Origin of the sequence: Neisseria sp. HMSC061B04, from assembly GCF_001836705.1 — a bacterium.
Lineage (GTDB): Bacteria > Pseudomonadota > Gammaproteobacteria > Burkholderiales > Neisseriaceae > Neisseria.
Genome location: NZ_KV830183.1, coordinates 1 through 15,602 on the forward strand (window position 1 = coordinate 1; position 15,602 = coordinate 15,602).

At 46.2% G+C, this 15,602-nt stretch carries 11 protein-coding genes and 1 tRNA gene; all 12 read left to right on the plus strand.

Annotated features, from left to right (window positions below; translation table 11 throughout):
* Positions 1 to 40 precede the first annotated feature (40 nt).
* Positions 41 to 116 (plus strand) — tRNA-Trp (locus HMPREF2661_RS04045).
* A 133-nt stretch (positions 117 to 249) separates the two neighbouring features.
* Positions 250 to 525, plus strand: coding sequence for a preprotein translocase subunit SecE (gene secE / locus HMPREF2661_RS04050; protein ID WP_049323750.1), 276 nt, complete (start codon positions 250 to 252; stop codon positions 523 to 525).
* A gap of 2 nt (positions 526 to 527) precedes the next feature.
* On the plus strand, positions 528 to 1,061 hold the full coding sequence (gene nusG / locus HMPREF2661_RS04055; protein ID WP_049359475.1) for a transcription termination/antitermination protein NusG: 534 nt from the start codon (positions 528 to 530) through the stop codon (positions 1,059 to 1,061).
* 105 nt (positions 1,062 to 1,166) lie between these two features.
* Positions 1,167 to 1,601: a 50S ribosomal protein L11 gene (rplK, locus tag HMPREF2661_RS04060; RefSeq protein ID WP_002220151.1), complete on the plus strand. Its 435-nt coding sequence runs from the start codon at positions 1,167 to 1,169 to the stop codon at positions 1,599 to 1,601.
* Positions 1,601 to 2,296 (plus strand): 50S ribosomal protein L1, encoded by a 696-nt coding sequence (gene rplA, locus HMPREF2661_RS04065; RefSeq protein WP_003749260.1) that lies wholly within the window; start codon positions 1,601 to 1,603, stop codon positions 2,294 to 2,296. Before rplK ends, rplA begins: the two co-directional genes overlap by 1 nt.
* A 223-nt stretch (positions 2,297 to 2,519) precedes the next feature.
* Positions 2,520 to 3,020 carry a 50S ribosomal protein L10 gene (gene rplJ, locus HMPREF2661_RS04070; protein ID WP_049323748.1) on the plus strand — a complete coding sequence of 167 codons (501 nt, stop codon included), beginning with the start codon at positions 2,520 to 2,522 and terminating at the stop codon, positions 3,018 to 3,020.
* 57 nt (positions 3,021 to 3,077) lie between these two features.
* Positions 3,078 to 3,449: a 50S ribosomal protein L7/L12 gene (gene rplL / locus HMPREF2661_RS04075; RefSeq protein ID WP_003677916.1), complete on the plus strand. Its 372-nt coding sequence runs from the start codon at positions 3,078 to 3,080 to the stop codon at positions 3,447 to 3,449.
* A gap of 189 nt (positions 3,450 to 3,638) precedes the next feature.
* Positions 3,639 to 7,817, plus strand: coding sequence for a DNA-directed RNA polymerase subunit beta (rpoB, locus tag HMPREF2661_RS04080; protein ID WP_049323747.1), 4,179 nt, complete (start codon positions 3,639 to 3,641; stop codon positions 7,815 to 7,817).
* Positions 7,818 to 7,972: 155 nt separating this feature from the next.
* Positions 7,973 to 12,148, plus strand: coding sequence for a DNA-directed RNA polymerase subunit beta' (rpoC, locus tag HMPREF2661_RS04085; protein WP_049323746.1), 4,176 nt, complete (start codon positions 7,973 to 7,975; stop codon positions 12,146 to 12,148).
* Between the two features lie 252 nt (positions 12,149 to 12,400).
* Positions 12,401 to 12,772, plus strand: coding sequence for a 30S ribosomal protein S12 (gene rpsL, locus HMPREF2661_RS04090; protein ID WP_002218431.1), 372 nt, complete (start codon positions 12,401 to 12,403; stop codon positions 12,770 to 12,772).
* A gap of 117 nt (positions 12,773 to 12,889) precedes the next feature.
* The gene (gene rpsG / locus HMPREF2661_RS04095; protein ID WP_002240962.1) at positions 12,890 to 13,360 is read left to right on the plus strand and encodes a 30S ribosomal protein S7; all 471 of its coding nucleotides are present in this window, start codon (positions 12,890 to 12,892) and stop codon (positions 13,358 to 13,360) included.
* An 18-nt stretch (positions 13,361 to 13,378) separates the two neighbouring features.
* Positions 13,379 to 15,484 (plus strand): elongation factor G, encoded by a 2,106-nt coding sequence (gene fusA / locus HMPREF2661_RS04100; protein WP_036491326.1) that lies wholly within the window; start codon positions 13,379 to 13,381, stop codon positions 15,482 to 15,484.
* Positions 15,485 to 15,602: the final 118 nt, after the last annotated feature.

The window sequence follows — 15,602 nt, forward strand, 5'->3', positions numbered from 1 at the left end:
AGGTGCAGGTGTGGTTTCTTCTATTATCGCTTAAGTTTAGAGGCCAATAGCTCAATTGGTAGAGTATCGGTCTCCAAAACCGAGGGTTGGGGGTTCGAGACCCTCTTGGCCTGCCAAATAAAAAATTAACCGGCCTTGTGCCGGTTAATTTTTTTGTACTTAAGTTTTAAGATTATCTAGAATTAATTATATGGATTAATGTCGCCATCTAAAATGGATGGTGGATGGGGCATTGATAAGTGAGTAAAGATGACAGAACATCCGTCTGGACACAAAGAAGGCCATCAGAAAAAGGAAGTGGTGGTAAGTAGTAAGCCAGCTCCTGAAAAGAAAGAAGGTCTGTTTGCATATTTTAAGAGCTCTTGGACCGAGTTCAAGAAGGTGGTTTGGCCGAGTCGGGATGAAGCGGTCAAAATGACTGTATTTGTAATTATCTTTGTTGCGATTTTGGCAGCCTTCATTTATGTGGCAGATACAATTATTTCATGGTTGTTTTTTGATGTTTTATTAAATAGGAAAGGGTAAAGATGTCAAAGCGTTGGTATGTGGTGCAGGCCTATTCCGGTTTTGAAAAAAATGTCCAAAAAACATTGAAAGAGCGTATTGCTCGTGAAAACATGGAAGATTATTTCGGTCAGATTCTTGTGCCCGTCGAGGAAGTAGTAGATATCAAGAATGGTCGAAAAACCATCAGTGAGCGTAAATTCTATCCGGGCTATGTATTGGTTGAAATGGAAATGACTGATGATTCGTGGCATTTGGTTAAGAGCACTCCTCGAGTAAATGGTTTTGTGGGCGGTAGCGGAAATCGCCCGATCCCAATTTCTCAAAAAGATGCGGATGCTATTTTGCAACAAGTTAAAACAGGCGTTGAGAAACCAAAACCAAAAGTTGAGTTTGAAGTTGGTCAGCAAGTTCGAGTAAACGAAGGCCCATTTGCTGATTTTAACGGTATTGTTGATGAAGTTAATTACGAACGTAATAGACTGCGTGTTTCAGTTCAGATTTTTGGTCGCGAAACACCGGTCGAATTAGAGTTCGGCCAGGTTGAAAAGATTTAAGTGGTTTAATTCGCTTGAAAAATTTTTTTTAAGCAGATATAATCGCGAATTCTGTTTGGGAAGCGGAATGGTTCCGCGTTATACCCGTTTTTAGGAGTCCTTTAAGTGGCAAAGAAAATTATCGGCTACATTAAACTGCAAATTCCTGCAGGTAAAGCCAATCCATCTCCCCCAGTTGGTCCAGCTTTGGGTCAACGTGGTTTGAACATCATGGAATTCTGTAAAGCATTTAATGCTGCAACCCAAGGTATGGAACCTGGTTTGCCAATTCCAGTCGTGATTACTGCATTTGCAGATAAATCATTCACATTTGTGATGAAAACTCCACCAGCTTCTATCTTGCTGAAAAAAGCTGCTGGTCTGCAAAAAGGTAGTTCTAATCCTCTGACCAACAAAGTCGGTAAATTGACCCGTGCTCAGTTGGAAGAAATTGCTAAAACTAAAGAACCTGATTTGACTGCTGCTGATTTGGATGCGGCTGTTCGTACTATCGCAGGTTCTGCTCGCTCAATGGGCTTGGACGTGGAGGGTGTTGTATAATGGCTAAAGTATCTAAACGCTTGAAAGCTCTTCGCTCTTCTGTTGAAGCTAACAAACTGTACGCAATCGACGAAGCAATTGCTTTGGTTAAAAAAGCTGCTACCGCTAAATTTGACGAGTCTGTTGACGTATCTTTCAACTTGGGCGTTGATCCTCGTAAATCTGACCAAGTTATTCGTGGTTCAGTCGTTCTGCCTAAAGGTACCGGTAAAACAACTCGCGTAGCTGTATTTACACAAGGTGCAAATGCAGAAGCTGCTAAAGAAGCGGGTGCAGATATCGTCGGTTTTGAAGATCTGGCCGCTGAAATCAAAGCTGGTAACCTGAACTTTGACGTTGTTATTGCTTCTCCTGATGCAATGCGTATCGTTGGTCAATTGGGTACCATCTTGGGTCCTCGTGGCCTGATGCCAAACCCTAAAGTAGGTACTGTTACTCCTAACGTTGCTGAAGCAGTTAAAAATGCAAAAGCAGGTCAAGTACAATACCGTACAGATAAAGCCGGTATCGTTCATGCAACTATCGGTCGTGCTTCTTTCGCTGAAGCTGACTTGAAAGAAAACTTCAATGCGTTGCTGGATGCTATCGTTAAAGCCAAACCTGCTGCTGCTAAAGGTCAGTACCTGAAAAAAGTTGCTGTATCCAGCACTATGGGTTTGGGTGTTCGCGTTGATACTGCAAGCGTGAACAACTAAGAAATTTTCAGGTGATCTGGCTTTCTGGATTGCCTGAATTTGGGCTACTTAAAATTAAGTAGATGTCCAAGACCGTAGGGATCGTAAGATTTAATCGTAACTGCCCTACGCAGACGGTAGTCCTGAAACACATTGCAAGATTGCTTGTAAGATGTCTTTTTAGGTTACCGCGCTGGTGGGATATCATTTCGGTATCCTGTTTATAAACAGTGGGAGGTAGACCTTGAGTCTCAATATTGAAACCAAGAAAGTGGCCGTTGAGGAAATTAGCGCAGCTATTGCTAACGCTCAAACTCTCGTAGTCGCTGAATATCGCGGTATCAGTGTTTCCAGCATGACTGAGCTTCGTGCGAATGCACGTAAAGAAGGCGTTTACTTGCGCGTTCTGAAAAATACTCTGGCTCGTCGCGCAGTAGAGGGTACTTCATTTGCAGCTTTGGCCGATCAAATGGTTGGTCCATTGGTTTACGCTGCTTCTGAAGATGCTGTTGCTGCTGCTAAAGTGCTGCACCAATTCGCGAAAAAAGATGACAAAATCATCGTTAAAGCCGGTTCTTACAATGGCGAAGTGATGAATCCTGCTCAGGTTGCTGAGTTGGCTTCTATTCCAAGCCGCGAAGAACTGTTGTCCAAACTGTTGTTCGTTATGCAAGCTCCTGTATCAGGCTTTGCACGTGGTTTGGCTGCTTTGGCAGAGAAAAAAGCCGGCGAAGAAGCCGCTTAATCGATTTTGTTTCATTTAATCAATTATTTTTTAATACAATATTTGGAGTAAAATAGCATGGCTATTACTAAAGAAGACATTTTGGAAGCCGTTGGTTCTTTGACCGTAATGGAATTGAACGACCTGGTTAAAGCTTTTGAAGAGAAATTTGGCGTTTCTGCTGCTGCTGTTGCAGTTGCAGGTCCTGCAGGTGCTGGTGCAGCTGCTGCTGAAGAAAAAACTGAATTTGACGTAGTATTGGCTTCTGCTGGTGATCAAAAAGTTGGCGTGATTAAAGTTGTCCGCGCTATCACTGGCTTGGGTCTGAAAGAAGCTAAAGACATCGTTGACGGTGCACCTAAAACCCTGAAAGAAGGTGTTTCTAAAGCTGAAGCTGAAGACATCCAAAAACAACTGGAAGAAGCCGGCGCTAAAGTCGAAATCAAATAATTTGATGCTTCCTGTGAAGGCTGGCAGTTTTCTGCCAGCCTTATTTTGCTTCTTAAAATAAGCATCAGGCATTGTTTACATTTATTTGCATAGTTTTTATAAAATCATTGCAAATAAATGTAAATATCAAGTTGATGCATGTCGTTGTTTCAGACGGCCTATTATTTAAAATTGCTTTTCGGAGTGTATATGAGCTATTCGTTTACCGAGAAAAAACGTATCCGTAAGAGTTTTGCAAAGCGAGAGAATGTCTTGGATGTTCCTTTCCTGCTGGCAACCCAAATTGATTCTTATGCGAAATTTTTGCAGCTGGAAAACGCTTTTGACCAACGTACTGATGATGGTCTGCAAGCAGCATTCAATTCTATTTTCCCGATTGTGAGCCATAATGGTTATGCGCGATTGGAGTTTGTGCATTACACATTGGGCGAACCTTTGTTCGATATTCCTGAATGTCAATTGCGCGGTATTACTTATGCGGCTCCATTGCGTGCACGTATCCGTTTGGTGATTTTGGATAAAGAAGCGTCTAAACCGACTGTAAAAGAAGTTCGCGAAAACGAAGTATATATGGGCGAAATCCCATTGATGACGCCAAGTGGCTCTTTTGTCATCAATGGTACAGAGCGTGTAATTGTTTCCCAGTTGCACCGTTCTCCAGGTGTGTTCTTTGAGCATGACCGTGGTAAAACTCATTCCTCCGGTAAGCTGTTGTTCTCTGCTCGTATTATTCCTTACCGTGGTTCATGGTTGGATTTCGAATTTGATCCAAAAGATTTGTTGTATTTCCGTATCGACCGTCGCCGTAAAATGCCGGTTACGATTTTGTTGAAAGCCTTGGGCTACAACAATGAACAAATCTTGGATATTTTCTATGACAAAGAAACTTTCTATTTGTCTCCAAACGGTGTTCAAACAGATCTGGTTGTAAGCCGTCTGAAAGGCGAAACTGCCAAAGTTGATATCTTGGATAAAGAAGGCAATGTATTGGTTGCCAAAGGTAAACGTATTACTGCGAAAAATATCCGTGATATTACCAATGCGGGCTTGACTCGACTGGATGTGGAACCAGAAAGCCTGTTGGGTAAAGCATTGGCTACTGATCTGATTGATCCGGAAACCGGCGAAGTATTGGCTTCTGCTAATGATGAAATCACAGAAGAGCTGTTGGCCAAACTTGATATTAACGGCGTAAAAGAAATTACTACCCTGTATATTAATGAATTGGATCAGGGCGGTTATATTTCCAGCACTCTGCGTACAGATGAAACAGCCGACCAACAAGCTGCGCGTGTAGCAATTTACCGCATGATGCGTCCTGGCGAACCACCTACCGAAGAAGCTGTCGAGCAGCTCTTCAACCGTTTGTTCTTCAGTGAAGACAGCTATGACTTGTCTCGTGTAGGCCGTATGAAATTCAATACGCGCACATATGAGCAAAAATTGTCCGAAGCACAACAAAACTCTTGGTATGGCCGTCTGTTAAATGAGACTTTGGCTGGCGCAGCTGAAAAAGGCGGTTACGTTCTGAGCGTAGAAGACATTGTAGTTTCCATTGCTACATTGGTTGAATTGCGTAATGGTCATGGCGAAGTAGATGATATTGACCACTTGGGCAACCGTCGCGTTCGTTCCGTAGGCGAGTTGACAGAAAACCAATTCCGTAGTGGTTTGGCTCGTGTAGAACGTGCCGTTAAAGAACGTTTGAATCAAGCAGAATCTGAGAACTTGATGCCGCATGACTTGATTAATGCGAAACCTGTTTCTGCTGCGATTAAAGAATTCTTCGGTTCTAGCCAATTGAGCCAGTTTATGGATCAGACCAACCCATTGTCTGAAGTAACCCATAAACGCCGTGTATCTGCATTGGGCCCGGGTGGTTTGACCCGTGAACGTGCAGGCTTTGAGGTGCGAGACGTACATCCGACCCACTATGGCCGTGTATGTCCTATTGAAACACCTGAAGGTCCGAACATTGGTTTGATCAACTCATTGTCCGTTTATGCGCGCACCAATGATTATGGTTTCTTGGAAACACCTTACCGTCGCGTTGTTAATGGTAAGGTAACTGAAGAAATCGATTACTTGTCTGCCATCGAAGAAGGCCGCTATGTGATTGCACAGGCGAATGCAGATTTGGACAAAGACGGTAATTTGATTGGCGATTTAGTTACTTGTCGTGAAAAAGGCGAAACCATTATGGCAACGCCTGACCGTGTCCAATATATGGACGTGGCAACTGGTCAAGTGGTATCTGTAGCGGCATCTCTGATTCCATTCTTGGAGCATGATGACGCGAACCGTGCATTGATGGGTGCCAACATGCAACGTCAGGCAGTACCGTGCCTGCGTCCTGAAAAACCGATGGTTGGTACCGGTATTGAGCGTTCCGTTGCCGTTGACTCTGCTACTGCAATCGTTGCCCGCCGCGGCGGTGTGGTTGAGTATGTAGATGCTAACCGTGTGGTGATTCGTGTCCATGACGATGAGGCGACTGCCGGTGAAGTGGGTGTCGATATTTACAACTTGGTTAAATTTACCCGTTCCAACCAATCTACCAACATCAACCAACGTCCGGCTGTCAAGGCAGGCGATGTTTTGCAACGCGGCGATTTGATTGCCGACGGTGCATCCACCGATTTGGGCGAATTGGCTTTGGGTCAAAATATGACCATCGCCTTTATGCCGTGGAACGGTTACAACTACGAAGACTCGATTCTGATTTCCGAAAAAGTGGCTGCGGATGACCGCTATACTTCGATTCACATTGAGGAATTGAACGTTGTTGCCCGTGATACCAAGCTGGGTGCGGAAGACATTACCCGTGATATTCCGAACTTGTCCGAACGTATGCAAAACCGTTTGGATGAATCCGGTATTGTTTACATCGGTGCGGAAGTAGAAGCCGGTGACGTCTTGGTAGGTAAAGTAACGCCTAAAGGCGAAACTCAACTGACTCCTGAAGAAAAACTGTTGCGTGCCATCTTCGGTGAAAAAGCGTCTGATGTAAAAGATACTTCATTGCGTATGCCTACCGGCATGAGCGGTACCGTTATCGACGTTCAAGTCTTTACCCGTGAAGGTATCCAACGCGACAAACGTGCCCAATCCATTATTGATTCTGAGCTGAAACGTTACCGTCAAGACTTGAGCGACCAGTTGCGTATTTTTGATAACGATGCATTTGACCGTATTGAGCGCATGATTGTCGGCCAAAAAGCCAACGGTGGCCCGATGAAGCTGGCTAAAGGCAGCGAGATTACTACTGAATATCTGGCAAGCCTGTCCAGCAAACATGATTGGTTCGATATCCGCCTGGCTGACGAAGATTTGGCCAAACAGTTGGAACTGATTAAATTGAGCCTGCAACAAAAACGCGAAGAAGCGGACGAGTTGTATGAGATTAAGAAGAAAAAACTGACTCAAGGCGACGAGCTGCAACCGGGCGTACAAAAAATGGTGAAAGTATTTATCGCCATCAAACGCCGTCTGCAAGCCGGTGACAAAATGGCGGGTCGCCACGGTAACAAAGGTGTGGTATCACGCATTCTGCCGGTGGAAGACATGCCTTACATGGCTGACGGACGTCCGGTGGATATCGTACTGAACCCGTTGGGCGTACCTTCCCGTATGAACATCGGTCAGATTTTAGAAGTTCACTTGGGTTGGGCGGCAAAAGGTATCGGCGAGCGCATCGACCGTATGCTGAAAGAGCAACGCAACGCCAGCGAGCTGCGTGAATTCTTGAATAAACTCTACAACAGCAGCGGTAAGAAAGAAGATTTAGACAGCCTGACAGATGAAGAAATCATTGAATTGGCTTCTAACTTGCGTAAAGGCGCATCTTTCGCGTCCCCAGTGTTTGACGGTGCGAAAGAGTCTGAAATCCGCGAAATGTTGAACTTGGCTTATCCAAGCGATGATCCTGAAGTCGAAAAATTGGGCTTTAACGACAGCAAAACCCAAATCACGCTGTATGACGGACGCTCTGGCGAACCGTTTGACCGCAAGGTAACAGTCGGTGTGATGCACTATCTGAAACTGCACCACTTGGTTGATGAAAAAATGCACGCCCGCTCAACCGGTCCGTACAGTCTGGTTACCCAACAACCTCTGGGCGGTAAAGCCCAGTTCGGTGGCCAACGTTTCGGTGAGATGGAGGTTTGGGCGCTGGAAGCATACGGTGCAGCATACACGTTGCAAGAGATGCTGACAGTGAAGTCCGACGACGTGAACGGTCGTACCAAAATGTACGAAAACATCGTCAAAGGCGAACACAAAATCGATGCCGGTATGCCTGAATCCTTCAACGTATTGGTTAAAGAGATTCGCTCACTGGGCTTGGATATCGATTTGGAACGCTACTAAACAGAAGTTTTCAGACGGCCTTTTAAGGTCGTCTGAAAAAGCGGTTTCAGAATAAGAATAAAGCAATCGGCATTTAGGCCGTCTGAAATCAAAAGTACCGTTTCCAATATCGAAAATCCGCCACGCGGTAAAAATACTTCCTTCAAGGAGCAAAAATGAATTTGTTGAACTTATTTAATCCGTTGCAAACCGCCGGCATGGAAGAAGAGTTTGATGCCATCAAAATCGGTATTGCCTCTCCCGAAACCATCCGCTCATGGTCTTATGGCGAAGTTAAAAAACCTGAAACCATTAACTACCGTACGTTCAAACCTGAGCGCGACGGTTTGTTCTGCGCCAAAATCTTTGGTCCGGTCAAAGACTATGAATGTTTGTGCGGTAAGTACAAACGCTTGAAATTTAAAGGCGTAACCTGTGAAAAATGTGGTGTAGAAGTTACCCTGTCTAAAGTGCGCCGCGAACGCATGGGCCATATCGAATTGGCTGCGCCTGTTGCCCACATCTGGTTCTTGAAATCCCTGCCTTCCCGCCTGGGTATGGTATTGGACATGACGTTGCGTGATATCGAACGTGTATTGTACTTTGAAGCATTTGTGGTAACCGATCCCGGCATGACTCCGTTGCAACGCCGTCAATTGCTGACTGAAGACGATTACTACAACAAGCTGGACGAATACGGCGACGACTTTGATGCCAAAATGGGTGCGGAAGGTATCCGCGAATTGCTGCGTACCTTGGATATTGCCGGCGAGATCGAGATCCTGCGTCAAGAGCTGGAATCTACCGGTTCTGACACCAAAATCAAAAAAATTGCCAAACGCTTGAAAGTGTTGGAAGCCTTCCATCGTTCCGGTATGAAACTGGAGTGGATGATTATGGATGTGCTGCCGGTATTGCCACCTGATTTGCGTCCTTTGGTTCCATTGGATGGCGGTCGTTTTGCCACTTCCGATTTGAACGATTTGTACCGTCGCGTTATCAACCGTAACAACCGTCTGAAACGTCTGTTGGAACTGCATGCGCCTGACATCATCGTCCGCAACGAAAAACGTATGTTGCAAGAAGCGGTTGACTCTCTGTTGGATAACGGCCGTCGCGGTAAAGCCATGACCGGTGCCAACAAACGTCCGCTGAAATCATTGGCAGACATGATTAAAGGTAAAGGCGGTCGTTTCCGTCAAAACCTGCTGGGTAAACGTGTGGACTACTCCGGTCGTTCCGTGATTACCGTAGGCCCATACCTGCGTCTGCACCAATGCGGTCTGCCGAAGAAAATGGCTTTGGAATTGTTCAAACCGTTCATTTTCCATAAATTGGAAAAACAAGGTTTGGCCTCTACCGTTAAAGCTGCGAAAAAATTGGTAGAGCAAGAAGTACCTGAAGTATGGGACATCTTGGAAGAAGTTATCCGCGAACATCCGATTATGCTGAACCGTGCGCCAACTCTGCACCGTTTGGGTATTCAAGCGTTCGAACCTATCCTGATCGAGGGTAAAGCGATTCAGTTGCACCCATTGGTATGTGCCGCATTTAACGCCGACTTTGACGGTGACCAAATGGCCGTGCACGTTCCATTGAGCTTGGAAGCACAAATGGAAGCGCGCACTTTGATGCTGGCTTCAAACAACGTATTGTCTCCAGCTAACGGCGAACCGATTATCGTACCTTCCCAAGACATCGTATTGGGTCTGTACTACATGACCCGCGACCGTATCAATGCCAAAGGCGAAGGCAGCCTGTTTGCCGATGTGAAAGAAGTACATCGTGCATACCATACCAAACAGGTTGAGTTGGGTACGAAAATTACCGTACGCCTGCGCGAATGGGTGAAAAACGAAGCAGGTGAGTTTGAACCTGTTGTTAACCGTTACGAAACAACAGTCGGCCGTGCATTGTTGAGCGAAATCTTGCCTAAAGGCCTGCCATTCGAGTACATCAACAAAGCGCTGAAGAAAAAAGAAATTTCTAAACTGATTAACGCATCATTCCGTTTGTGCGGCCTGCGTGAAACAGTTATTTTCGCCGACCACTTGATGTATACCGGTTTCGGTTTTGCGGCTAAAGGCGGTATTTCCATTGCTGTTGACGATATGGAAATTCCGAAAGAGAAAGCAGCCTTGTTGGCTGAAGCCAATGCCGAGGTTAAAGAAATCGAAGACCAATACCGTCAAGGTTTGGTCACCAACGGCGAACGCTACAACAAAGTAGTCGATATTTGGGGTCGTGCCGGCGATAAAATTGCTAAAGCGATGATGGATAACTTGTCTAAACAAAAAGTTATCGACCGTGACGGTAACGAAGTTGATCAAGAATCCTTCAACTCTATTTACATGATGGCCGACTCTGGTGCCCGTGGTTCTGCGGCTCAGATTAAACAGTTGTCCGGTATGCGTGGTTTGATGGCCAAACCTGACGGCTCCATTATTGAAACGCCGATTACCTCCAACTTCCGCGAAGGTTTGACCGTATTGCAATACTTTATTGCGACCCACGGTGCGCGTAAGGGTTTGGCGGATACCGCGTTGAAAACCGCGAACTCCGGTTACCTGACCCGTCGTCTGGTAGACGTAACTCAAGACTTGGTCGTTGTTGAAGATGATTGCGGTACTTCAGACGGCTTTGTCATGAAAGCAGTAGTACAAGGCGGTGACGTAATTGAAGCATTGCGCGATCGTATTTTGGGTCGTGTTACTGCATCAGATGTTGTTGATCCTTCAACAGGAGAAACATTGGTTGAGGCAGGTACACTGCTGACTGAGAAATTAGTCGATATCATTGACCAATCTGGTGTTGACGAGGTTAAAGTCCGTACGCCAATTACTTGTAAGACCCGTCATGGTTTGTGTGCACACTGTTATGGCCGCGACTTGGCGCGCGGTAAACTGGTTAATGCCGGTGAGGCTGTAGGTGTCATTGCTGCACAATCTATTGGTGAGCCAGGTACTCAGCTGACCATGCGTACGTTCCACATCGGTGGTGCGGCATCCCGTGCGGCCGCTGCCAGCCAAGTGGAAGCCAAATCCAACGGTACAGCTCGTTTCAGCAGCCAAATGCGTTACGTTGCCAACAACAAAGGCGAATTGGTTGTCATCGGCCGCTCTTGTGAAGTTGTGATTCACGATGAAATCGGCCGTGAACGTGAACGCCACAAAGTACCTTACGGTGCAATCCTGTTGGTACAAGACGGCGAGGCCATTAAAGCCGGTCAAACTTTGGCAACTTGGGATCCGCATACCCGTCCGATGATTACCGAACATGCAGGTTTGGTGAAATTCGAAAACGTAGAAGAGGGTGTAACCGTTGCGAAACAGACCGATGATGTAACCGGTTTGTCCACTTTGGTGGTCATCGACGGCAAACGTCGCTCCTCCGGTGCTTCTAAATTGTTGCGTCCGACTGTCAAACTGTTGGATGAAAACGGTTTGGAAATCTGTATCCCAGGCACAACTACGCCGGTTTCTATGGCGTTCCCGGTCGGTGCAGTGATTACTGTCCGTGAAGGTCAGGAAGTCGGTAAGGGTGATGTGCTGGCGCGTATTCCTCAAGCGTCTTCTAAAACCCGCGATATTACCGGTGGTTTGCCGCGCGTTGCTGAGTTGTTTGAAGCACGCGTGCCGAAAGATGCCGGCATGTTGGCTGAAATTACCGGTACCGTTTCCTTCGGTAAAGAAACCAAAGGTAAACAGCGTCTGATTATTACCGACGTAGACGGTGTAGCATACGAAACGCTGATTTCTAAAGAGAAACAGATTTTGGTACACGACGGTCAAGTGGTAAACCGCGGTGAAACCATTGTGGACGGTGCCGTAGATCCGCACGACATTCTGCGCCTTCAAGGTATCGAAGCATTGGCTCGCTACATTGTTCAAGAGGTACAAGAGGTTTACCGCCTGCAAGGTGTGAAGATTTCCGATAAACACATCGAAGTCATCATCCGCCAAATGCTGCGCCGTGTGAACATTGTGGATGCTGGTGATACAGAGTTTATTACTGGTGAACAAGTCGAGCGTAGCGATGTGATGCTTGCCAATGAGAAAGCCATCGCTGAAGGCAAAGAGCCGGCACGTTATGAAAATGTGTTGTTGGGTATTACCAAAGCTTCCTTGTCTACCGACAGCTTCATTTCTGCTGCATCGTTCCAAGAAACAACCCGCGTCTTGACCGAGGCCGCTATCATGGGCAAACAAGACGAGCTGCGCGGTTTGAAAGAGAACGTGATTGTTGGTCGATTGATTCCTGCCGGTACAGGTTTGACCTACCACCGCAGCCGTCACCAACAATGGCAGCAAGCCGATCAAGAGGCTTCTGAAATCGAAGCTTCAGACGAATAATCCGGAAGGGTTTTCGTGAAAATAAAACCGCAAGCTAGTCTTGCGGTTTTATTTTAAGAGGGCTTAGGATAGAGTAGAGAGTGAGGCCGTCTGAATCTTTCAGACGGCCATTGCTTCCAAAATTTTAAAGATAAATAGAAAAACACTAAACTTTATCAGTCATTTGCTTGACTAAACCCTTGCAATAAAAATATAATTCCAATCTTGTCGACATGGTGTCGGCAAGTATTTAACTCAACAGGACGAGAAAATATGCCAACTATTAACCAATTGGTACGCAAAGGCCGTCAAAAGCCCGTGTACGTAAACAAAGTGCCTGCACTGGAAGCTTGCCCGCAAAAACGCGGCGTATGCACCCGTGTATACACAACTACCCCTAAAAAACCTAACTCTGCATTGCGTAAAGTATGTAAAGTTCGCCTGACCAACGGTTTTGAAGTCATTTCATACATCGGTGGTGAAGGCCACAACCTGCAAGAGCACAGCGTCGTATTGATCCGCGGCGGTCGTGTAAAAGACTTGCCAGGTGTACGTTACCACACTGTACGCGGTTCTTTGGATACTGCAGGTGTTAAAGACCGTAAACAAGCCCGTTCTAAATACGGTGCTAAGCGTCCTAAATAATTATCGGGACTCAAATAGGCACGTCGGCCGCCTAAGCTGAACAACGGCCGAGTAAGTGAATACTTAATTGGGTATTCATGGGAATAGACCCAACTGAATAGACTAAAGGAAATTAAAATGCCAAGACGTAGAGAAGTCCCTAAGCGCGACGTACTGCCAGATCCAAAATTCGGCAGCGTTGAGCTGACTAAATTCATGAACGTATTGATGATTGACGGTAAAAAATCTGTTGCAGAGCGTATCGTTTACGGTGCGCTGGAGCAAATTGAGAAAAAAACCGGCAAAGTAGCAATCGAAGTATTTAACGAAGCCATTGCAAACGCCAAACCTATCGTGGAAGTGAAAAGCCGCCGTGTAGGTGGTGCAAACTACCAAGTTCCTGTTGAAGTTCGTCCTTCACGTCGTCTGGCCTTGGCAATGCGCTGGGTTCGCGATGCGGCCCGTAAACGTGGTGAGAAATCTATGGACCTGCGTTTGGCAGGTGAATTGATTGATGCGGCTGAAGGTCGTGGTGGTGCGTTGAAAAAACGTGAAGAAGTACACCGCATGGCTGAAGCTAACAAAGCATTCTCTCACTTCCGTTTCTAATATCGAAAGGCTAACAAAATGGCTCGTAAGACCCCTATCAGCCTGTATCGCAATATCGGTATTTCTGCCCATATTGACGCGGGTAAAACAACCACAACAGAACGTATTTTGTTCTATACAGGTTTGACTCACAAATTGGGCGAAGTGCATGACGGCGCGGCTACTACCGACTACATGGAACAAGAGCAAGAGCGTGGTATTACCATTACTTCTGCTGCTGTGACTTCTTATTGGTCCGGTATGGCGAAACAGTTCCCTGAGCACCGTTTCAACATCATCGACACCCCGGGACACGTTGACTTTACCGTAGAGGTAGAGCGTTCTATGCGTGTATTGGACGGCGCAGTAATGGTTTACTGTGCAGTAGGCGGTGTTCAACCTCAATCTGAAACCGTATGGCGTCAAGCTAACAAATACCAAGTACCTCGCTTGGCATTTGTAAACAAAATGGACCGTCAAGGTGCCAACTTCTTCCGCGTTGTTGAGCAAATGAAAACCCGTTTGCGCGCAAACCCTGTACCTATCGTGATTCCGGTTGGTGCGGAAGACAGCTTCAGCGGTGTTGTTGACCTGTTGAAAATGAAATCCATTATTTGGAATGAAGCCGATAAAGGTACAACCTTTACCTATGGCGATATTCCTGCTGAATTGGTTGAGACTGCTGAAGAATGGCGTCAAAACATGATTGAAGCCGCAGCAGAAGCCAGCGAAGAATTGATGGACAAATACTTGGGCGGTGATGAGCTGACTGAAGAAGAAATCGTAGGCGCATTGCGTCAACGTACTTTGGCCGGCGAAATTCAACCAATGTTGTGCGGTTCAGCATTCAAAAACAAAGGTGTTCAACGTATGTTGGACGCAGTTGTAGAATTGCTGCCTGCTCCTACCGACATTCCTCCAGTTCAAGGTGTTAACCCTAACACTGAAGAAGCTGACAGCCGTCAAGCCAGCGATGAAGAGAAATTCTCTGCATTGGCGTTCAAAATGTTGAACGACAAATACGTTGGTCAGTTGACTTTCATCCGCGTTTACTCTGGTGTGGTGAAATCCGGTGATACCGTATTGAACTCTGTAAAAGGTACTCGCGAACGTATCGGTCGCTTGGTACAAATGACTGCTGCAGACCGTACTGAAATTGAAGAAGTGCGTGCTGGCGACATCGCAGCCGCTATCGGTCTGAAAGACGTTACCACTGGTGAAACCTTGTGTGCAGAAAGCGCACCGATCATCTTGGAACGCATGGAATTCCCTGAGCCGGTAATTCATATTGCCGTTGAGCCGAAAACCAAAGCCGACCAAGAGAAAATGGGTATTGCCCTGAACCGTCTGGCAAAAGAAGACCCATCTTTCCGTGTTCGTACAGACGAAGAATCCGGTCAAACCATTATTTCCGGTATGGGTGAGCTGCACTTGGAAATTATTGTTGACCGTATGAAACGCGAATTCGGCGTGGAAGCAAATATCGGTGCGCCTCAAGTGGCTTACCGCGAAACCATCCGCAAAGAAGTTGAAGCTGAATACAAACACGCCAAACAATCTGGTGGTAAAGGTCAATACGGTCACGTTGTGATCAAAATGGAACCTATGGAACCAGGTGGTGCGGGTTACGAATTTATCGACGAAATTAAAGGTGGTGTGATTCCTCGCGAATTTATTCCGTCTGTCGATAAAGGTATTCGCGATACTTTGCCTAACGGTATCGTTGCCGGTTACCCGGTAGTTGACGTACGTGTGCGTTTGATCTTCGGTTCTTCACATGACGTTGACTCCTCTCAACTGGCCTTCGAATTGGCTGCGTCTCAAGCCTTCAAAGAAGGTATGCGTAAAGCCAACCCAGCTCTGTTGGAACCAATCATGGCAGTTGAGGTGGAAACACCTGAAGAATACATGGGTGACGTAATGGGTGACTTGAATCGTCGCCGTGGTGTCGTATTGGGTATGGATGATGACGGTATCGGCGGTAAAAAAGTCCGTGCCGAAGTACCTCTGGCAGAAATGTTCGGTTACTCAACCGACCTGCGTTCTGCAACCCAAGGCCGTGCTACTTACTCCATGGAGTTCAAAAAATACGCTGAAGCTCCTGCTCACGTAGCTGCTGCTGTAACTGAAGCCCGTAAAGGCTAATCAGAAAAGGCCGTCTGAAACTGAAAATAAATTTTCAGACGGCCATTGTTCTTTAATCGATCTTTATATGTAAAGGAATTAGCTCATGGCTAAGGAAAAATTTGAACGTAGCAAACCG